21 protein-coding genes are annotated in these 20,913 nt (G+C 52.1%); 2 read left to right on the top strand and 19 right to left on the bottom strand.

Annotated features, from left to right (window positions below; translation table 11 throughout):
* Nucleotides 1-5: 5 nt before the first annotated feature.
* The 18 genes from thiK to yceD form a co-directional block, all read right to left on the bottom strand.
* The gene (gene thiK, locus FEK46_RS05630; protein WP_135409840.1) at nt 6-830 is read right to left on the bottom strand and encodes a thiamine kinase; all 825 of its coding nucleotides are present in this window, start codon (nt 828-830) and stop codon (nt 6-8) included.
* Nucleotides 811-1,452: a penicillin-binding protein activator LpoB gene (lpoB, locus tag FEK46_RS05625; protein ID WP_130205559.1), complete on the bottom strand. Its 642-nt coding sequence runs from the start codon at nt 1,450-1,452 to the stop codon at nt 811-813. The genes thiK and lpoB overlap by 20 nt, the downstream gene beginning before the upstream one ends.
* 13 nt (nt 1,453-1,465) lie before the next feature.
* On the bottom strand, nt 1,466-1,843 hold the full coding sequence (locus FEK46_RS05620; RefSeq protein WP_130205557.1) for a YcfL family protein: 378 nt from the start codon (nt 1,841-1,843) through the stop codon (nt 1,466-1,468).
* Between the two features lie 2 nt (nt 1,844-1,845).
* Nucleotides 1,846-2,205: a purine nucleoside phosphoramidase gene (hinT, locus tag FEK46_RS05615; protein ID WP_054445830.1), complete on the bottom strand. Its 360-nt coding sequence runs from the start codon at nt 2,203-2,205 to the stop codon at nt 1,846-1,848.
* A 499-nt stretch (nt 2,206-2,704) separates the two neighbouring features.
* Nucleotides 2,705-4,138 carry a PTS glucose transporter subunit IIBC gene (gene ptsG / locus FEK46_RS05610; protein ID WP_000475698.1) on the bottom strand — a complete coding sequence of 478 codons (1,434 nt, stop codon included), beginning with the start codon at nt 4,136-4,138 and terminating at the stop codon, nt 2,705-2,707.
* Between the two features lie 294 nt (nt 4,139-4,432).
* Nucleotides 4,433-5,230, bottom strand: a complete 798-nt coding sequence (locus FEK46_RS05605) for a metal-dependent hydrolase (protein WP_135559651.1) — start codon at nt 5,228-5,230, stop codon at nt 4,433-4,435.
* 10 nt (nt 5,231-5,240) lie between these two features.
* On the bottom strand, nt 5,241-6,245 hold the full coding sequence (gene holB, locus FEK46_RS05600) for a DNA polymerase III subunit delta' (protein ID WP_130259677.1): 1,005 nt from the start codon (nt 6,243-6,245) through the stop codon (nt 5,241-5,243).
* Entirely contained in the window at nt 6,242-6,883 is a 642-nt protein-coding gene (gene tmk, locus FEK46_RS05595) for a dTMP kinase (protein WP_130205551.1), read from the bottom strand. The genes holB and tmk overlap by 4 nt, the downstream gene beginning before the upstream one ends.
* A complete protein-coding gene (gene yceG / locus FEK46_RS05590) occupies nt 6,873-7,895 on the bottom strand; it encodes a cell division protein YceG (protein ID WP_131162242.1) in 1,023 nt (340 codons plus the stop codon). The genes tmk and yceG overlap by 11 nt, the downstream gene beginning before the upstream one ends.
* Nucleotides 7,896-7,897: 2 nt before the next feature.
* A complete protein-coding gene (gene pabC, locus FEK46_RS05585) occupies nt 7,898-8,707 on the bottom strand; it encodes an aminodeoxychorismate lyase (protein WP_130205547.1) in 810 nt (269 codons plus the stop codon).
* 119 nt (nt 8,708-8,826) lie between these two features.
* Nucleotides 8,827-10,068, bottom strand: a complete 1,242-nt coding sequence (gene fabF / locus FEK46_RS05580) for a beta-ketoacyl-ACP synthase II (protein ID WP_130205545.1) — start codon at nt 10,066-10,068, stop codon at nt 8,827-8,829.
* An 89-nt stretch (nt 10,069-10,157) separates the two neighbouring features.
* The gene (gene acpP, locus FEK46_RS05575; RefSeq protein WP_000103754.1) at nt 10,158-10,394 is read right to left on the bottom strand and encodes an acyl carrier protein; all 237 of its coding nucleotides are present in this window, start codon (nt 10,392-10,394) and stop codon (nt 10,158-10,160) included.
* A 210-nt stretch (nt 10,395-10,604) separates the two neighbouring features.
* Nucleotides 10,605-11,339, bottom strand: coding sequence for a 3-oxoacyl-ACP reductase FabG (gene fabG, locus FEK46_RS05570; RefSeq protein ID WP_001008542.1), 735 nt, complete (start codon nt 11,337-11,339; stop codon nt 10,605-10,607).
* Nucleotides 11,340-11,351: 12 nt separating this feature from the next.
* Entirely contained in the window at nt 11,352-12,281 is a 930-nt protein-coding gene (gene fabD, locus FEK46_RS05565) for an ACP S-malonyltransferase (RefSeq protein ID WP_130215900.1), read from the bottom strand.
* Nucleotides 12,282-12,296: 15 nt separating this feature from the next.
* Complete coding sequence (fabH, locus tag FEK46_RS05560; protein ID WP_130205541.1) at nt 12,297-13,250, bottom strand: beta-ketoacyl-ACP synthase III; 954 nt, start codon at nt 13,248-13,250, stop codon at nt 12,297-12,299.
* Between the two features lie 67 nt (nt 13,251-13,317).
* Entirely contained in the window at nt 13,318-14,388 is a 1,071-nt protein-coding gene (gene plsX / locus FEK46_RS05555) for a phosphate acyltransferase PlsX (RefSeq protein WP_130259675.1), read from the bottom strand.
* A gap of 80 nt (nt 14,389-14,468) precedes the next feature.
* A complete protein-coding gene (gene rpmF / locus FEK46_RS05550) occupies nt 14,469-14,642 on the bottom strand; it encodes a 50S ribosomal protein L32 (protein ID WP_000290727.1) in 174 nt (57 codons plus the stop codon).
* Nucleotides 14,643-14,693: 51 nt separating this feature from the next.
* The gene (gene yceD / locus FEK46_RS05545) at nt 14,694-15,215 is read right to left on the bottom strand and encodes a 23S rRNA accumulation protein YceD (protein WP_001174481.1); all 522 of its coding nucleotides are present in this window, start codon (nt 15,213-15,215) and stop codon (nt 14,694-14,696) included.
* A gap of 198 nt (nt 15,216-15,413) precedes the next feature.
* Here yceD and yceF point away from each other — a divergent pair, with 198 nt between their 5' ends.
* Nucleotides 15,414-15,998, top strand: coding sequence for a 7-methyl-GTP pyrophosphatase (gene yceF, locus FEK46_RS05540; protein WP_064528833.1), 585 nt, complete (start codon nt 15,414-15,416; stop codon nt 15,996-15,998).
* Between the two features lie 111 nt (nt 15,999-16,109).
* Here yceF and rluC read toward each other — a convergent pair whose 3' ends face one another.
* Nucleotides 16,110-17,069, bottom strand: a complete 960-nt coding sequence (gene rluC, locus FEK46_RS05535) for a 23S rRNA pseudouridine(955/2504/2580) synthase RluC (protein WP_135559652.1) — start codon at nt 17,067-17,069, stop codon at nt 16,110-16,112.
* Between the two features lie 572 nt (nt 17,070-17,641).
* Between rluC and rne the strand changes: the two genes are divergently transcribed.
* Nucleotides 17,642-20,827: a ribonuclease E gene (rne, locus tag FEK46_RS05530; RefSeq protein WP_135559653.1), complete on the top strand. Its 3,186-nt coding sequence runs from the start codon at nt 17,642-17,644 to the stop codon at nt 20,825-20,827.
* The last annotated feature ends 86 nt before the right edge of the window (nt 20,828-20,913 follow it).

Genomic DNA, 20,913 nt, shown 5'->3' with positions numbered 1-20,913 from the left:
TCTCCTTATTGTTTTATTGATAGCTGCCGCCAGGTGTCATTGGCCAGCCTGATAAATTGTTGATCGCCGGTTTGTTGCCAGCGGTACTCAAACCACCCTGCTTTCAGCATCAGTAACCAGGGAAACCAGCGTCTGACCTGATGCCACAAATGCGCCGGATTAATATTCGCCCGCACGGCATAGTCATTAACTAATTGCCGGTGCTGCTCACTATTTTCCACCCACACCGCCGCCAGTTCCAGAGCGATATCGCCATCACCGGCATACTCCCAGTCGATGAGTTTTAGCCCTGACGAGGTATAGACTAAGTTCCCTGCATGAACATCCATATGCAACGGACTTAATCGTAACGGTTGTGGTTCGCGCGCTTTACGCAGACGTTTTAACAGTCGCAACCATCCCGCTGTTCGCCGCGCCGGATCGCTTCGCTGCCAGTACCGTTCCAGTAACGGCAGCAGGGTTATTCGCCAGCCAAAACGCGGTTGTTGATGCAGATAATACAGCAAGCCTGCCAGTTCGTCGGTATCCGGCAATTGCGTTTTTACCTCGCCGGGCAAATAGTCGACCGCCATCCAGCCACGGAGATAGAGACGTGGCTTCGGTGCAAGGTATGCCGGTAATCTTGATAACGCCCGGTACTGGCGCAGAAACACGGACTGCGGCGCATCAGGATCGTGAGTCTGACGCACAACAAAACGCTGATCCTGATGTTCAATGAGAAAACTCCCGCCGCTAAGTCCACTGTTAAACGTCGCGACGGGGTGATACTGCGGGAAATAGCGCGACAATAACTCGTCGCGCGTGATGGGATTATTGTTGCTGAACGGCACCTTTACCTGACCAGATAATTTCGCCCGTCTGCACCAGCATCAACTGCATTTGCAGGGTCGGAGCGTTAACGTTGCCAGAGGCGCTGGAGTACAGCACGTAATGAGCCCCCACGTTGCGAGCAATACCAATGGCTTTACTACGAGTGCCTAAGCTATCCTGCGGCGACAAACCTAACTGCTGCTTGGCCATCGAAAGCTGCTGGGCGGAAACGAGGGTAAATTTACCGTTATTAGCCAGTGCATTGCGCAGCGTTTCTGTCGCTTCCCCGGTATTCAAAGAACCATTGGTGCGGTTATTGACGCTATCAACCAGCAAGACGCTGCCTGCGGTCACGCCATCGGCCCCAAGCATCTTACCGACCATCGGCTGCATTGCGCCATTCCAGTCATAATGACGAATATGCGGCGCAGGCGGTGCGGTTTGGTCTTCGTGCTCAATTGGCCCTGGCTGCTCCGGGATCGTCGGCACTGATGGCACTGTGGGTACTGGCTGTTGCGGCTCAGCCGGTTGCTCCGGCGCAGGTTTTACCTCTTCTACCGGTGCGGGTTCACGTGGCCCCACACACCCGGCGAGAAACATCGCCAGCGCGGTGATTAAGGCGTAGCGACTCATTTTTGTCATCAAGATTCACCCCTTACAAATAAAGATAAAGTCTGACTTTGTGCGCTCCAAGAAAATTGGCGCTGCCGTACAGAGTCACCGCTGAACGAGCGGGAATGGTGACGCTGCGCGGCGTTTCCAGAGGGTGCATCTCAAGCCCCCTGGCGTCATACCAGTAAAAACGATAATGAACGGTAACGGGTTCTTGCCTTTCGTTATAAAGCGTCGAGGATGCTGAAGGCTGAATATCAGACGTTGAAAGAACGGGCTTTTCTGCGCTAATGCCCGCTGCCAGCAAAGATGACTCCATCACCAGTGACTGTTCATCATTCACCGGGATTTCCGGATGTGAACGACAACCGACCAGCAATAGCAACGCCAAAGACGCCAGTCCAAAGCATCCTTTTCTCATCGTTACAGGCCTTTATGCGCCAGCATTGGTCCCAACGGACGGCCACCCAGCAGGTGCATATGAATGTGATAGACCTCTTGTCCGCCATGACGGTTGGTATTCATGATCAAACGATAGCCATCTTCGGCAATACCTTCTTGCTCAGCAATTTTTGCCGCTACGGTTATCATGCGTCCCAGCGCCTGCTCATGCTCAGCTGACACGTCGTTCACGGTAGGGATAAGGATATTTGGAATGATCAGAATATGCGTTGGCGCTTGCGGCGAAATATCGCGAAACGCCGTTACCAGCTCATCCTGGTAGACGATATCGGAGGGGATCTCACGACGAATAATTTTGCTGAAAATAGTTTCTTCTGCCACGACATTTTCCTTTTTCAAATTGCCATGCGTTGCGCCATGCTACGCCGCGCTACACTGCGAGTATAGAGTATGGTCGAGTTAAACCTGCTCTTTCAACCTTAAGCCACGATTTATTAAGCAAAAAATCGTTTTACTGCCGTATACATCGCCATTATTCCCATTTTTGCCTATGAATGGGCCGAAAACACCTTTTCTCTTTGGTTTAGATAATAACAGGGATATCGGCGACAAGGCCCTTCCTGCTACCACCAGCATTGCTTTGACAGTTTCCTTCCACTGCCGGGCAAAATTGCTATGCGCAGGTGGAGCTGTTCGTCTGTTATCAGATAACCCCAAACGTCTCATTGCTGGAAATAATCTGCTCGACAAAACCTACGATATCAACGTGAAAGGAACTATCGCCCCGGGCGCAACACGCAATTTAATGATGACCGGTCTGATTAGCGGCTGTAAAAAAGGCAGCCATTCGGCTGCCTTAGTCTCCCCAACGTCTTACGGATTAGTTGTTGCGGATGTACTCATCCATTTCGGTTTTCAGGTTATCGGATTTCGTACCGAAAATCGCCTGAACACCGGAACCAGCAACCACTACGCCCGCTGCGCCCAGTTTCTTCAGGCCAGCCTGATCCACTTTGGACACATCAGCGACGCTAACACGCAGACGGGTAATACATGCGTCAAGGTTAGTGATGTTTTCTTTACCACCAAATGCAGCAACCAGAGCCGGTGCCATTTCGCTGGTGCCGGTAGCTTTCGCATCTTCAGTTGCGTCTTCACGGCCCGGGGTTTTCAGATCCAGAGCTTTAATCAGCACGCGGAAGATGGTGTAGTAAACAATCGCATAACCGATACCGACAATCGGGAACAGCCACAGCTTGCTGCTGTTACCAGACAGGACGATGAAGTCGATCAGACCGTGCGAGAACGATGTACCATCGCGCATACCCAGCAGGATACAGATCGGGAATGCCAGACCTGCCAGAATCGCGTGGATGATGTACAGGATCGGCGCAACGAACATGAAGGAGAACTCGATTGGCTCGGTAATACCGGTCAGGAACGAGGTCAACGCCGCGGAGATCATGATACCGCCCACTTTAGCGCGGTTTTCTGGTTTAGCAGAGTGCCAGATAGCAATCGCGGCAGCCGGCAGACCGTACATTTTGAACAGGAAGCCGCCAGACAGTTTACCCGCAGTCGGGTCACCCGCCATATAACGCGGAATGTCACCGTGGAATACCTGACCTGCGGCGTTGGTGTATTCACCAATCTGCATCTGGAAAGGTACGTTCCAGATGTGGTGCAGACCAAACGGTACCAGGCAGCGTTCGATGAAGCCGTAAATGCCAAACGCAACTACCGGGTTCTGGTAAGCAGCCCACTGGGAGAAGGTCTGAATGGCGGAACCAATTGGCGGCCAAATAAAGGACAGCACAACGCCAGTAAAGATGGCAGCCAGGCCAGAAATGATCGGCACAAAGCGTTTACCGGCAAAGAAGCCAAGATACTCAGGCAGCTTAATACGGTAGAAACGGTTAAACATGTACGCTGCGATCGCACCGGAGATGATCCCCCCGAGTACGCCCGTATCCGCCAGGTGTTTAGCGGCAATTTCTTCAGCAGGTAAATGCAGTACCAGCGGCGCAACCACGGCCATGGTTTTTACCATGATGCCGTAGGCAACAACTGCGGCCAGCGCGGATACGCCATCGTTATTGGTAAAGCCGAGGGCGACACCAATTGCAAAAATCAGTGGCATGTTTGCAAAAACGGAACCGCCCGCTTCTGCCATAACATGCGATACAACGGCGGGCAGCCAGCTGAAATTCGCGGAACCGACGCCAAGCAGAATACCTGCGATAGGCAGTACGGATACCGGCAGCATCAGCGATTTACCGACCTTTTGCAGGTTAGCAAATGCATTCTTAAACATAATTGAGAGTGCTCCTGAGTATGGGTGCTTTTAACGTTCTCACGCGTGGCAAGGGGGGGAGAACCTTGCCGTGTACAGGGCGTCTAAGCGCCCTTTATTTATTACACAGAGTAAAATAATTCATTATCGATTTGTTTGACGGCTATCACGTTTCAACTTCGGACCTTTAGCGAAGTTGCACATATTGACAAAATAAATGCCATAATGCATCAAACATGGTTATTCACCGCCCAATTTGCGGCGGTGAACTTTACTCGTTTTAGTAATTAATTACGAGCCTTAAAATAAATTCATTTAACGGATGGATTGAAGGCGGGAAGCGTCGATGTGAAACAGGCGGGCGAAGTTATCGGTGGTTACCTGCGCCAGCTCTTCAACGGCAACACCTTTCAACACAGCCATGTATTCAGCAACATCACGAACCATTGCAGGTTGATTCTCTTTTCCTCGATGCGGCACAGGTGCCAGATAAGGCGCGTCAGTTTCGACCAGTAACCGGTCGAGCGGCACATAACGCGCGGCATCACGTAGTTGTTCTGCATTACGGAAGGTCACAATGCCGGAGAAGGAGATGTAAAATCCAAGATCCAGTAATTTGCCTGCCGTTTCTCTGTCCTCTGTAAAACAGTGTAGTACGCCACCGCAATCCGTCACCTTTTCTTCGCGCAGAATTGCCAGCGTATCGGCGCGGGCGTCACGCGTATGGACGATAACCGGCTTGTTCAGTTCACGACCAATCTGGATATGGTGGATGAAAGACTCTTGCTGACGCACTTTAGTTTCCGGCGTGTAATAATAATCCAGCCCGGTTTCCCCGAGAGCAACAACGCCCTCTTCCGCCGCCAGGCGGCGCAAATCTTCCACATCATAGGAATCGTTCTGGTTGAGCGGATGCACGCCGCAAGAAAATACGACATTGTCTCGTTCGCCTACCAGATCCCGCATATGCAGATAACCCGGTAATGTCGTGGCGACCGCCAGACAAAATTTCACATCGCGCGCAGCGGCTTTCGCCAGAACGTCATCCACGTCCTTATGCAAAGATTCATAATCCAGACCATCGAGATGGCAGTGTGAGTCGACTAAAAACATGATGTCTCTCTTAAAGATGAGGAACCGGTAGCACAACGCCCGGTTGCAGGTAATGCTCAATACGCAGTAAAAGATCGGTGATGAGAAGCTCGCGGTTTACGCCAGTGACAGAAATTAACTGCTCACGGGTGTGACAAACATCCCCCAGTATAGCCTGCAGGCGCGCGGGAGAAAGCTGGTTTGCCAGCGCAGCAACAACGCCCGGCACATCAACATTGGTAACCTGCGAAGCGCCATACTTGCGCTTGAGCGCGTCCATCATCAGGGTTGCCAGCCAGTGCAGACGCGCCGGAGCTTGTTCATGATTAAGTGTCGGCAACAGGGAATACCAGTCGCCAGATTGCACACTGTGAGCCAACGCCTGGCAAAGTGTTTCGCGGGCCTGCCAGGTATCTCCCTGAAACAACGCCAACGCCGCGCCTGGCGAACCGGCGCTTAAGCGCAGTGCGGCAAGTAACGCATCCTGTGACATTGTCACTTCACGTGAAAGCCAGGTCACGGCGTACTGTTCTGGCGGTGGTGCGAGGTAATGTAGCCGACAACGACTACGTAATGTCGCCAGTAAACGTTCAAGCTCCCGGGTAGCAAGGAAAAACCAGGTTTCTGCCGGCGGCTCTTCCAGTGTTTTTAGCAAAGCGTTCGCCGCAGCATCGGTCAGCAAGGCGGCATCGGTTATCCAGACAACCTTAGCACCGCCTAAACGCGCGTGCTCATTCAGTTTTTCGGTGACTTCACGCACCGCATCAATGCCCAGCGCGTTCTTCCCTTTTTCGGGAGCAAGGGTGTAATAGTCGGGATGCGTTCCCGCCTGCATCAACTGACATCCACGACAGTGGCCGCAGCTTTTATGCCCCTCTGGTTGTTGGCACAAGAGATAACGGCTTAAAGCGTAGATTAAGGCATCATCGCCCATGCCTGGTAACGCCTGAATGAGTAGCGCATGGTGACCCCTTCCGGCCTGATAGCTGGCTACCAGTTTCTCGAAATCGGGTCTTAACCACGGATACCATCTCATGCGTTATGTTCCTTAACCCAGTGAGTCACGGTGGTGCGAATCGCCTCCATCACTGATTCCAGTGGCTGAGTGGCATCAATGGTGTAAATGCTTTTATCCTGTGCCGCCAGTTCAAGATAGCGCGCGCGAGTACGATTAAAGAAATCGAATGACTCTTGCTCAATGCGATCCAGTTCGCCACGCGCACGGGCACGTTTTAGCCCCACTTCTGGGGTCACATCAAGATAAAGCGTCAAGTCAGGACGAAAATCCCCCAGAACAGCATCACGCAGCGTTGCCAGCATATGCTGGTCAATGCCACGACCGCCGCCCTGATACGCCTGAGTGGAGAGATCGTGCCGATCGCCAATCACCCAGGTGCCTTTCGCCAGCGCCGGTTTGATGACAGTTTCCACCAGCTGAACGCGCGCGGCATAAAACATCAGTACTTCGGCTTTATCGGTAATGACTTCATCGCCTACCGATTTGATATCCAGCACCAGGCTTCTTAATTTTTCCGCCAGCTGCGTACCGCCGGGTTCTCGAGTGAAAACCATGTCGCGGATCCCCAGTTGCTCAAGCGTCTCAACCACCACGTTTCGCGCGGTGGTTTTGCCTGCGCCTTCCAGCCCTTCAATGACGATATACTTACTGCGCATTTTTTTCCTTAAGCACTTTCAGGTAATCCTGCACAGACTTGTTATGACTGGCAAGATTGGTATTAAACGTGTGACCGCCTTTACCATCGGCCACAAAATAGAGATACGGCGTTTTCGCCGGATGCGCAGCAGCCTTCAGCGAATCCGCCCCCGGCGTAGCAATCGCGCCTGGCGGCAGACCAGTAATGGTGTAGGTGTTATACGCTGTCGGCGTTTCCAGATCTGCACGAGAAAGTTTGCCATTATAACTCTCTCCCATCCCGTAAATCACCGTCGGGTCGGTTTGCAGGCGCATGCCGATACGTAAACGGTTGATAAATACTGAGGCAACCTGATCGCGCTCACTGGCAACGGCGGTTTCTTTTTCGATTATCGACGCCATCGTTACCAACTGGTTTTTATCTTTATACGGCAGACCATCCGCTCGCTCATCCCAGGCGCTATCGACCGCTTTCACCATTTTCTTGTGCGCTCGTTTGAGTAACGCGACATCAGTGGTATTAGCGGTATACATCCAGGTGTCTGGCCAAAACCAGCCTTCAATCCACTCTGGATTTTCAAGTTCCAGGGCCTGCGCCACGGTAGCGTATTTATCGTCGCTTAACGTGTGCGTGATATAGGGTGCCTCACGCAATTGTTTGAGGTAGTCGCTCAGACGCATCCCTTCTACCAGGCGTAGCGGAAACTGCGCTTCTTTCCCGCTTTTCAGCAATTGCAGCATTTCGCGCACGGTCATCTGCGGCGTAAAGCGATAAGTCCCGGCTTTGAAATGGGAAAGGTCCGGCTCAATACGCAGCAACCACTGAAAGACGCGGGGGCGATTGATGATTTTATCGGCATACAATTGTTCACCGAGAGCCATTCTTCCGGTTCCAGGTTTCAGGGTGAATATCGTCTCTTCTTTAATAAGTAATTTGCTGTCGGCAAGATGGTGAACCTTCCAGACGCCCACACCAGCGGCGATACCCAGTACCATCAGCAATAACAGGATAATCAAAAACACTTTTTTCATGACTAATTCGGGTGCTCACAAAGTGGGGCTAAATATTCATATAGCGTTGTTGACGAAAAGAAGACATCATCACAGGCACGCACAGGTATAACTGGCATCAGCGCATTACAAACCATCACTTCATCTGCCTGCATCACGTCTTCCAACGAGGCTTGCACTTCGGCAATCTGATAGGAGGATTGTGCCAGTAAACGGATACAGAATTGTCGCATAATACCGTTAACTCCAGCCTGATCCAGACGCGGCGTGTAGACCACGTTGCCTTTACGCCAGAACAAATTAGCTGCACAGCATTCCGTAACCCACCCTTCACTGTCAAGAACCAGCGCCTCGTCGGCGTTTGTCTGCTCAAGATGAGAGCGAATCAACACTTGCTCAAGACGATTAAGATGTTTAATTCCCGCAAGATGAGGATTGCGTCCCAGGCGTACCGGGCTTAGTGCCAGCAGCATTCCCTCTTTGCGTAAGCGGTCGTAATGCGTTGGGTAAGCCATAACTGAGAGCATGCGCGTTGCCGGTCCGCTGTTTAACGTACTGTAACCTCGCCCACCACTGCCACGACTGATCACCACTTTCAGCACGCCATTTTGCTGCTCTGCCGCCAGAGTCGCCATCTCGTGCTCAAGCTGCGTCCAGAAGTCACAAACGATCATTAATCGCTGACAGGCTTCCTGTAGTCGCGTCATGTGCGCGGATAATAAGCTGACTTTACCGTCGATAATTCTGGCTGTCGTGAAACAGCCATCGCCAAACTGTATGGCCCGATCGTTTGCTGCCAGCGAATCCTGTTTATGACCGTTAATTAAGAACATACCGGCTCCTTATAATAGGATTGTAAGTGTGGCAGCATGTTCACTGCGGAACAAGTCTGAATAAAATCTAAGAAAAAAGGCCCGCAAGCGGACCTTTTATGTAGGTGGAAAATGGCGACTTAGATCTTTTTGAAGATCAAAGAACCATTGGTGCCACCAAAGCCGAAGGAGTTACACAGGGTGTATTCCATTCCGCTGACCTGACGCGCTTCATGCGGCACAAAATCCAGATCGCAACCTTCATCCGGGTTATCCAGGTTGATGGTCGGCGGAACAGCCTGATCGCGCAGCGCCAGGATGGAGTAGATGGACTCTACTGCACCTGCTGCACCTAACAGGTGACCGGTCATGGATTTCGTGGAGCTTACCAGCACACGGCTTGCAGCTTCACCGAAGATAGTTTTCACGGCCTGCGCTTCAGCTTTATCGCCAGCTGGCGTAGAAGTACCGTGCGCGTTCACGTAGCCAATCTGGCCAGGCTCAATTCCTGCGTCACGCAGAGCATTTGCCATCGCCAGAGCTGCGCCTGCGCCGTTTTCCGGCGGCGACGTCATATGGTAGGCATCGCTGCTCATACCAAAGCCGACGAGTTCAGCGTAAATTTTCGCACCGCGTTTTTTCGCGTGTTCGTACTCTTCAAGTACCAGCATACCGGCGCCATCGCCCAGTACGAAACCATCACGCTCTTTATCCCACGGACGGCTAGCCGCTTGCGGGTTATCATTGCGGGTAGATAATGCACGTGCCGCGCCAAAACCACCAACGCCCAGCGGCGTACTGGCTTTCTCTGCGCCACCTGCAACCATCACGTCAGCATCGCCATACGCGATAATACGCGCAGCTTGACCGATGTTGTGCACGCCAGAAGTACAGGCGGTCGCGATAGAGATGCTTGGGCCACGCAGGCCATACATGATAGTCAGGTGACCTGCCACCATGTTCACAATCGTTGACGGAACGAAGAATGGGCTGATCTTACGCGGACCACCGTTCATCAGAGATGTGTGGTTTTCTTCGATCAGTCCGAGGCCGCCAATCCCGGAGCCAATTGCGGCACCAATGCGGGTTGCGTTCTCTTCCGTTATTTCAAGGCCAGAATCCTGCATGGCCTGAACGCCAGCGACAATTCCATATTGAATGAAGGCATCCATCTTGCGCTGTTCTTTGCGCGAGATAATGTCCTCACAGTTAAAATCCTTTACTAAGCCAGCAAATTTCGTTGCATAGGCGCTAGTATCGAAATGGTCGATTAGGCTGATGCCACTCTGACCGGCAAGCAGAGCTTTCCAGGTAGACTCTACGGTATTGCCGACAGGAGACAACATGCCCAGTCCGGTCACAACTACACGACGCTTAGACACGTTTGTCCTCCAGGGAGGGAAAAAAATGATTCTAGTGGGACAAAAAAGAAAAAACTCAGGCGGTCGAACGACCGCCTGGAGATGTTCACTTACGCCTGGTGGCCGTTGATGTAATCAATGGCAGCCTGAACGGTGGTGATTTTCTCAGCTTCTTCGTCCGGAATCTCAGTATCAAACTCTTCTTCCAGAGCCATTACCAGCTCAACGGTGTCAAGAGAATCCGCGCCCAGGTCTTCAACGAAAGAAGCATTGTTGGTAACTTCTTCCTGCTTAACGCCCAGCTGTTCGCCGATAATTTTCTTAACGCGTTCTTCGATAGTGCTCATACTCTTAAATTTCCTATCAAAACTCGCTTTCGCGATGGTTTTCGTAGTGTATAAAATGTTGAAAAATTTGCAACTAAATCCCGGCAGGTCTTACCACGATTTTACGTTATTTTGAGGCCATACCCCCCAACAACGCAAATCATTTTGCACTTATTATTACTCATAACCACGCAGACTGCGCGCAACATGAGCATTTTGTGCAAATCGCGGTCAGACCATGTACATCCCGCCGTTCACATGCAAAGTTTCACCCGTGATGTAAGCTGCTTCGTCGGATGCCAGGAATGCAACCGCGTTGGCGATTTCCTGTGCGCCGCCGAGGCGACCCGCAGGAACCTGCGCCAGGATACCCGCACGCTGGTCATCGCTCAGCGCACGTGTCATGTCCGTTTCAATAAAGCCCGGAGCAACAACGTTTACAGTAATACCGCGTGACGCAACTTCGCGCGCCAGTGATTTACTGAAGCCGATCAAACCCGCTTTCGCCGCAGCGTAGTTGGCCTGACCGCCATTTCCCATGGTACCAACCACAGAACCGATAGTGATAATACGACCATGACGCTTTTTCATCATAGCGCGCATTACCGCTTTTGACAGACGGAAAACAGATGAAAGGTTGGTTTCGATAATATCGTTCCACTCATCATCTTTCATTCGCATTAACAGGTTATCACGAGTGATACCGGCATTATTGACCAGGATATCGACTTCACCAAATTCTGCGCGAATTTTTTCCAGAACAGATTCGATAGATGCCGGGTCGGTCACATTCAACATCAGACCTTTACCGTTGGCGCCTAAATAATCACTGATCGCCTGAGCGCCGCTTTCACTGGTCGCAGTACCGATAACTTTCGCGCCACGAGCCGCGAGCGTTTCAGCGATTGCACGGCCAATCCCGCGGCTAGCACCGGTTACCAGTGCGATTTTTCCTTCAAAATTCATGTTGTTCCTCTTTTAAAGCTCGAGCGCCGCTGCCATCGCTGAAGGTTCGTTCAGCGCCGAGGCGGTCAGGGTGTCGACAATACGTTTCGTCAGGCCAGTAAGCACTTTGCCCGGTCCCACTTCATAAAGATGCTCAACGCCTTGCGCTGCCATGTATTCAACGGATTTCGTCCATTGAACCGGGTTATACAACTGACGTACCAGTGCATCACGAATGGCATCGCCATTGGTTTCGCATTTGACATCAACGTTATTCACAACCGGAACGGTCGGCGCGTTAAAGGTGATTTTCGCTAATTCAACCGCCAGTTTGTCGGCAGCGGGTTTCATCAGCGCACAGTGAGAAGGTACGCTCACCGGCAACGGCAGCGCACGTTTCGCGCCCGCAGCTTTACAGGCAGCGCCAGCACGTTCAACCGCTTCTTTGTGACCAGCAATAACCACCTGGCCCGGAGAGTTGAAGTTTACCGGAGAAACGACCTGACCTTCTGCTGCATCTTCACAAGCTTTCGCAATAGACGCATCATCCAGACCGATGATTGCCGCCATTGCGCCAGTCCCTTCCGGCACAGCTTCCTGCATAAACTTGCCGCGCATCTCAACCAGACGCACCGCATCAGCAAAATCAATCACACCAGCGCAAACCAGCGCGGAGTATTCACCCAAGCTGTGACCGGCCATCATCGCCGGTGCTTTACCGCCCTGCTGCTGCCATACACGGTACAGTGCAACAGAGGCAGTTAACAGTGCTGGCTGAGTTTGCCAGGTTTTATTCAGTTCTTCGGCGGGCCCCTGCTGGGTCAGCGCCCACAGGTCATAGCCCAGCGCCGCAGAAGCTTCAGCAAAGGTTTCTTCGACAATTGGATAGCTCGCCGCCATATCAGCCAGCATGCCAACGGTTTGAGAACCCTGACCAGGGAACACAAATGCAAATTGCGTCATGTTTAAATCCTTATCCTAGAAACGAACCAGCGCGGAGCCCCAGGTGAATCCACCGCCAAAGGCTTCAAGCAGAACCAACTGCCCCGGCTTAATACGCCCGTCGCGTACGGCTTCATCCAGCGCGCACGGTACAGAAGCGGCAGAGGTATTACCATGGCGGTCCAGCGTCACGACGACATTGTCCATTGACATGCCGAGTTTTTTCGCCGTTGCGCTGATAATACGCAGGTTCGCCTGATGTGGAACCAGCCAGTCCAGTTGGGAACGGTCAAGATTATTTGCTTCCAGCGTCTCATCAACGATGTGCGCCAGCTCCGTTACCGCAACCTTGAAGACTTCGTTGCCCGCCATGGTCAGATGAATTGAATTCTCTGGATTCACGCGGTCGGCGTTTGGCAGCGTCAGCAATTCACCATAACTACCGTCGGCATGCAGATGGGTAGATATGATTCCCGGCTCTTCAGAGGCAGCCAACACCGCAGCGCCCGCGCCATCGCCAAAAATGATAATGGTCCCACGATCTGTGGGATCGCAGGTGCGCGCCAGTACATCGGAACCGACGACCAGAGCATACTTCACCGCGCCAGATTTCACGTATTGATCGGCCACGCTCAATGCATAGGTGAAACCTGCGCAGGCTGCGGCAACGTCAAACGCCGGGCAGCCTTTGATGCCCAGCATGCTTTGGATCTGACATGCTGCGCTCGGGAAGGCGTGGGTGGCAGAAGTCGTTGCCACAACAATCAGGCCAATCTGGTCTTTATCGATGCCTGCCATTTCAATTGCACGCGTTGCCGCTTCAAAACCCATGGTTGAAACGGTTTCGTTTGGCGCAGCAATATGGCGTTCGCGAATACCGGTACGAGTAACAATCCACTCGTCAGAAGTATCCACCATTTTTTCCAGATCGGCGTTTGTCCGCACTTGTTCGGGCAGATAGCTGCCAGTACCAATAATCTTCGTATACATGTACGCTCAGTCACTTTTCGGTTATATACCGTCACTTGCAAACTGCGAGTTCGCTGGCAGCGCCCTGCTACCGCAGAGTTCCGCTTTTGCCATCGTCCAGCAGCTCAAAACCAGCTGGGTATACAGATTTCAGGCGAGCGGCAATTCGCTGAGGAACTTGTCGCTGCACCGCCTGCACTGCCTGTTCAATCGCGACCGCAAAAGCTCGCTGATTGGCCGCACCATGACTTTTTATCACCGTGCCGCGCAATCCTAACAGACAGGCGCCGTTATACTGGTCGGGGTTGAGGTGACTGAATCGCCTCGTCAGGCTCTTTTGTAGCCAACGCTTTAATAACAGTAGCCACCACGACCGTTTTTTTCCTTCACCCTGAGATTTCAGCAGAGAAAGGAACATCCTGACAACACCTTCCATCGTCTTTAATGTGACATTTCCTGTAAAGCCGTCACAGACCAGCACATCTGTCTTGCCAGTTAATAACTCATTGGCTTCAAGATAGCCGATGTAATTGATAGAAGGGATTGTTTTCAGCACAGCTGAGGCATCCTGAATGCTGTCAAGACCCTTCACTTCTTCTTCACCAATATTGAGCAACGCCACGCGAGGATTGGGAATTTCCACCACCTCTTCAGCCAAAACAGAGCCCATAATGGCGAATTGCACCAACATTGTACTATCACAATCGACGTTGGCCCCTAAATCAAGGACCACCGTTTTGCCCTTTTGTTGATGCGGCAGCACCGTCACCAACGCCGGACGCTCAATCCCCTCAAGGGGCTTGAGTAATAATTTTGCCAGTCCCATCAACGCTCCGGTATTACCAGCGCTGACGCAGGCTTGTGCTCTACCTTCTTTAACCAACTCCAGCGCCACGCGCATTGAGCTACCGCGACTGGCGCGAATAGCTTGCGAAGGCCGGGCATCACTGGCGATAACTGACTGCGCAGGGATAATCTGCAGACGCGAACGTTGTTCAAAGTCAGCTTTAGCAAGTAATGGCGTGATGGCGTCGGGATTACCGACTAAAAGAAGAGTGACTTGCGAATTAGAATTCAGTGCCTGCAAAGCTGCAGGCACTGTCACGGAAGGACCGAAATCCCCTCCCATGACATCTAACGCCAGGGTTAGACGTGTCAAGGTATCGTCGCCGCCCGGTTTGGTCTTTCCCCAGTTGCCTGGGGAAAATCCTCACTAAGCTTCATCACGCAGACGCGTGATTACTTAGCGATGACCTTGCGGCCGCGGTAGTAACCGTCGGCAGTGATGTGGTGACGCAGGTGTTTTTCACCAGAAGTTTTGTCTACAGACAGGCTGGTGACTGCGGTCAGCGCGTCATGGGAACGACGCATGCCACGTTTGGAACGGGTTGGTTTATTCTGTTGTACGGCCATGGACCTTACTCCTCAATTACGGTTTATCCCCGATCCAACGGGGAGCACCAATTACTTACGCTTTAAGCTGGCTAATACGGCAAATGGGTTTGGCTTTTGCGCTTCTTCAGGCAGTTCACCAAAGACCATGTCCGCTTCGGACACTTCACAGTGTTCAGAATCATGCACCGGAACTACCGGCAAGGCGAGGATGATTTCATCTTCAACCATTGCAAGCAGATCGATTTCACCGAATTCGTTAACCTCAATCGGTTCATACGCTTCCGGCAGTGCTTCAGCCTGTTCGTCTGAACGCACAGGACTAAAACAATACGTTGTGTAGACCTGATGAGTAAACGGCTTCCCGCAACGCTGACACTCGAGCGTTACCGTCACCTTCGCATCGCCGTTTAACACCGCGAGACGTTGGTTATCGATAGCGAACGACATGGAGCATTCCACATCACTGTCCACACTGACCACAGATTCGGCGACGCGCTCAACCTGATCAGGAGTATAAATACCCTGGTAATCAAGGCGTTTTTGAGCCGTACGAACCGGATCGAGAGTCAGGGGTAATTTTACCTTTTGCATAGGGCGCGCATATTAACTTTGTAACGTCATAGAGTCAAAGAAAAAGGCAGCCTGTGGTTGCCTTTTGCCAATAATTCGCACACATTGCGGGTTACTGCTTTATTTTCGTTCAGTGCTGACCACGAACATCAACCTGCAAAACGAAGCGCATAGTTTAAAATGGCTATCATCAATACGCTATATCTGATGGAAAAAAATATGCCTAAACTTATTTTAGCCTCCACATCGCCCTGGCGCCGCGTCCTACTGGAAAAACTGCAAATCTCTTTCGAATGTGCCGCGCCGGAGGTCGACGAAACCCCGCGCAGCGATGAATCACCGCGCCAGTTGGTGCTTCGACTGGCGCAGGAAAAAGCGCAATCTCTGGCGTCACGTTATCCGGATCATTTAATTATTGGTTCTGATCAGGTGTGTGTACTGGACGGTGAAATCACTGGCAAACCGTTAACGGAAGAAAATGCCCGTCTGCAATTACGTAAAGCCAGTGGCAATATTGTCACCTTCTATACCGGGCTGGCGCTGTTTAATTCGGCGAATGGGCATCTGCAAACAGAAGTTGAACCTTTTGACGTCCATTTCCGTCACCTGAGCGAGGCGGAGATTGATAATTACGTGCGTAAAGAGCATCCTCTGCACTGCGCAGGCAGCTTTAAGAGTGAAGGGTTTGGTATTACGCTGTTTGAGCGCTTAGAGGGGCGTGACCCTAACACGCTGGTTGGTTTGCCGCTTATCGCGCTCTGTCAGATGTTGCGCCGGGAAGGGCAAAACCCGCTGATGGGATAATTTTATGGGCCGGACGCGTTTACGCCGCATCCGGCAATTGGTGCTGACTGCCTGATGCGGCGTAAACGCCTTATCAGGCCAACCGCCTACTAGCAGGTTTATATGCTCGCATTAACGCGTGTTACGCAGTTTCTGCAAACAACGCTTCAAACCATCATCCATTGGCGCTTCGATACGCATCACCTCACCGGTCCCCGGATGGGTAAACTTCAGCGCCGCCGCATGCAGGAACAAGCGATTTAACCCCGTTCCCGCTTCAGTCAGTTGTTTATCGAATTCATGGTCGCCGTAACGATCGTCAAACGCTATAGGATGACCGGCATACTGAGTATGCACTCGGATCTGATGAGTACGTCCGGTAACCGGGCTACAACGCACCAGAGTGGCAAACGCATAGCGTTCCTCCACTTTAAAACGCGTTTCGGATGGTTTACCTTCCTGGCTCACACGCACAATACGCTCACCGCTTTGCAAAATATTCTTCAGCAACGGCGCTTGTACACTCTTCACGTGTGACTGCCACTGACCACGCACCAGCGCCAGGTAATCTTTCTGCATGCCTTTTTCACGTAACTGCTCATGCAGCGAACGTAACGCCGAGCGTTTTTTCGCCACCAGCAGCACGCCTGAAGTGTCCCTGTCGAGTCGATGCACCAGTTCGAGGAACCGCGCTTCAGGGCGCAACGCCCGCAAACCTTCAATAACGCCGAAACTTAAACCACTGCCGCCATGTACCGCCGTGCCGGACGGTTTATTCAGCACCAGAATATGATCATCTTCATATAAGATGACATCCGCCAGCGCCGCCACTTTTTGCAGATGTGGCGACACCGCATCTTCTTCCCGTTCGGCAACGCGAACTGGCGGAATACGCACTTCGTCGCCAGCTTCGAGTTTATATTCAGGTTTAATACGTTTTTTGTTCACCCGTACTTCACCTTTACGCAAAATACGGTAGATCATACTTTTTGGTACGCCTTTCAGTTGGGTACGCAAAAAATTATCGATACGTTGCCCTGCTTCGTCAGCAGTGATAGCAACGATTTTTACGGATGGAGTCTCTGTTTTCATGGTGGGCGATTCTAAATAGCCAGCAGGATTCGCGCCACTCATTTTTCTATGCTTATATTTAGTTTTGCACCTTATTACTTCGCAGGGTGATCACCTGATTGGTGGTTATTAAACCAATCGCCAGCAAGAAGTGAAAAAACTGTGAGTAAGTGGGTGATAAATGGTAAAAGTCATCTTGCTATAACAAGGCTTGCAATGGAATAATGAGAACGTTTCCGTGTCCAACCTTGTTAAAACAAGAAATTTTACGGAATAACCCATTTTGCCCGACCGATCATCAACGCAGCAATGGCGTAAGACGTATTGATCTTTCAGGCAGTTAGCGGGCTGCGGGTTGCAGTCCTTACCGGTAGATGGAAATATTTCTGGAGAGTAATACCCAGTCTGTTTCTCTGATAATTGCGCTGTTTTTCCGCATGAAAAACGGGCAACCGACACTCTGCGCCTCTTTGAGCTGACGATAACCGTGAGGTTGGCGACGCGACTAGACACGAGGCCATCGGTTCACACCCGGCAAGGCGTTACTTTGCCCGCAGCTTAGTCGTCAATGTAAGAATAATGAGTAAGTTACGATGAAAAGAATGTTAATTAACGCAACTCAGCAGGAAGAGTTGCGCGTTGCCCTTGTAGATGGGCAGCGTCTGTATGACCTGGATATCGAAAGCCCGGGGCATGAGCAGAAAAAAGCTAACATCTACAAAGGTAAAATCACCCGCATTGAACCGAGTCTGGAAGCTGCTTTTGTTGATTACGGCGCTGAACGTCACGGTTTCCTCCCTCTTAAAGAAATTGCCCGCGAATATTTCCCAGCTAACTATAGTGCTCATGGTCGTCCCAACATTAAAGATGTGTTGCGTGAAGGCCAGGAAGTTATTGTTCAGATTGATAAAGAAGAGCGCGGCAACAAAGGCGCGGCATTAACTACCTTTATCAGCCTGGCGGGTAGCTATCTGGTTCTGATGCCGAACAACCCGCGCGCGGGTGGCATTTCTCGCCGTATCGAAGGCGACGACCGTACCGAATTAAAAGAAGCACTGGCAAGCCTGGAACTGCCGGAAGGCATGGGGCTTATCGTGCGCACCGCAGGCGTCGGTAAATCTGCTGAGGCGCTGCAATGGGATTTAAGCTTCCGTCTGAAGCACTGGGAAGCCATCAAAAAAGCGGCTGAAAGTCGCCCTGCTCCGTTCCTGATTCACCAGGAGAGCAACGTAATCGTTCGCGCATTCCGCGATTACTTGCGCCAGGACATCGGCGAAATTCTTATCGATAATCCGAAAGTGCTCGAACTGGCACGTCAGCATATCGCTGCATTAGGTCGCCCGGACTTCAGTAGCAAAATCAAACTGTACACTGGTGAAATTCCGCTGTTCAGCCACTACCAGATTGAATCGCAGATTGAGTCCGCCTTCCAGCGTGAAGTCCGTCTGCCGTCTGGTGGCTCTATTGTTATCGACAGCACCGAAGCGTTAACCGCCATCGACATCAACTCCGCACGTGCAACTCGCGGCGGCGATATCGAAGAAACTGCGTTTAACACCAACCTGGAAGCTGCTGATGAAATTGCTCGTCAGCTGCGTCTGCGTGACCTCGGTGGTCTGATTGTTATCGACTTCATCGACATGACGCCAGTACGCCACCAGCGTGCGGTAGAAAACCGTCTGCGCGAAGCGGTGCGTCAGGACCGTGCTCGTATTCAAATCAGTCATATTTCTCGCTTCGGCCTTCTGGAGATGTCCCGTCAGCGCCTGAGCCCGTCGCTGGGTGAATCCAGTCATCACGTTTGTCCGCGTTGTTCCGGTACTGGCACCGTGCGTGACAATGAATCCCTGTCGCTCTCTATTCTGCGTCTGATTGAAGAAGAAGCGCTGAAAGAGAACACTCAGGAAGTCCACGCCATTGTTCCTGTGCCAATCGCCTCTTACCTGCTGAACGAAAAACGTTCTGCGGTAAATGCCATTGAAACTCGTCAGGACGGCGTGCGCTGTGTGATTGTACCAAACGATCAGATGGAAACTCCGCACTACCACGTGCTGCGCGTGCGTAAAGGGGAAGAAACGCCGACCTTAAGCTACATGCTGCCAAAACTGCATGAAGAAGCGATGGCGTTGCCGTCTGAAGAAGAGTTCGCTGAACGTAAGCGTCCTGAACAACCTGCACTGGCAACCTTTGCTATGCCGGATGTGCCACCAGCGCCAGCTCCGGCTGAACCTGTAGCGCCTGCAGCAGCCCCGGCACCTAAAGCGGCACCAGCAACGCCTGCAGCTCCGGCACAACCGGGTCTGTTGAGCCGCCTTTTCAGTGTACTGAAATCGCTGTTCAGTGGCGGTGAAGAAACCAAATCGGTCGAGCAACCTGCACCAAAAGAGGAAGCGAAACCGGAACGCCAACAGGATCGCCGTAAGCCTCGTCAGAACAACCGCCGTGACCGTAATGAACGCCGCGACACGCGTAGCGAACGTACGGAGGGTAGCGATAATCGCGAAGAAAACCGTCGTAATCGTCGCCAGGCGCAGCAGCAAACGGCTGAGACGCGTGATAGCCGTCAGCAGGCTGATGTAACGGAAAAAGCGCGTACCACTGACGAACAGCAAGCGCCGCGTCGTGAGCGTAGCCGCCGCCGTAACGATGATAAACGTCAGGCGCAACAAGAAGTGAAGGCGCTGAATGTTGAAGAGCAATCTGTTCAGGAAACCGAACAGGAAGAACGTGTACGTCCGGTTCAGCCGCGTCGTAAACAACGTCAGCTGAATCAGAAAGTGCGCTATGAACAAAGCGTTGCAGAAGAAGTGGTAGCCGCACCGGTGGTTGAAGAAACTGTCGCTGCCGAGCCTGTTACTCAGGAAGCACAAGCCCCGAGCACTGAACTGGTGAAAGTACCGCTGCCAGTCGTAGCGCAAACTGCGCCGGAACAGCAAGAAGAGAACAACGCCGATAACCGTGACAACGGTGGCATGCCGCGTCGTTCTCGCCGTTCGCCTCGTCACCTCCGCGTGAGTGGTCAGCGTCGTCGTCGCTATCGTGACGAGCGTTATCCGTCCCAGTCACCGATGCCGTTAACCGTAGCGTGCGCATCTCCGGAACTGGCCTCTGGCAAAGTATGGATCCGTTATCCGGTTGTACGTCCGCAAGATGTACAGGTTGAGGAGCAACGCGAACAGGAAGAAGTGCAGGTGCAGCCGATGGTGACAGAAGTCCCTGTTGCTGCCTCTGTCGAACCGGTTGTTGCTGCGCCGGTTGTTGAAGAGGTGGCTGAAGTTGTAGAAACACCTGTTCAGGTTGCAGAACCGCAACCAGAAGTTGTTGAAACAACGCATCCTGAAGTGATTGCCGCAGCGGTAACAGAACAGCCTCAGGTGATTGCCGAGGCCGATGTTGCCGTAGCGCAGGACGTTGCAGAGCACGCAGAACCGGCAGTTGAACCGCAGGAAGAGACGGCAGACATTGAAGAAGTTGCCGAAACTGCCGAGGTTGTGGTTGCCGAACCTGAAGTTGTCGCTCAACCTGCCGCCCCGGTCGTCGCTGAAGTCGCAGCTGAAGTTGAAACGGTAGCTCCTGTTATATCCGAGGCAATCGTTGAACATAACCACGCCACTGCGCCGATGACACGCGCTCCGGCACCGGAATATGTTCCGGAAGCACCGCGTCACAGTGACTGGCAGCGCCCAAGCTTTGCCTTTGAAGGTAAAGGTGCGGCAGGTGGTCATGCAGCAACACATCATGCATCTGCTGGCCCTGCGCGTCCGCAACCTGTTGAGTAAAACTTAACTCAAAGTGATCAAGCCCTGGCAACCGCCGGGGCTTTTTATTTCAGTGAATGACATCAACGCAGATCAGTATCGGTGAA

The organism is Escherichia sp. E4736, from assembly GCF_005781225.1.
Classification (GTDB): Bacteria; Pseudomonadota; Gammaproteobacteria; order Enterobacterales; family Enterobacteriaceae; genus Escherichia.
This window is presented reverse-complemented; position numbering and strand designations above follow the sequence as displayed.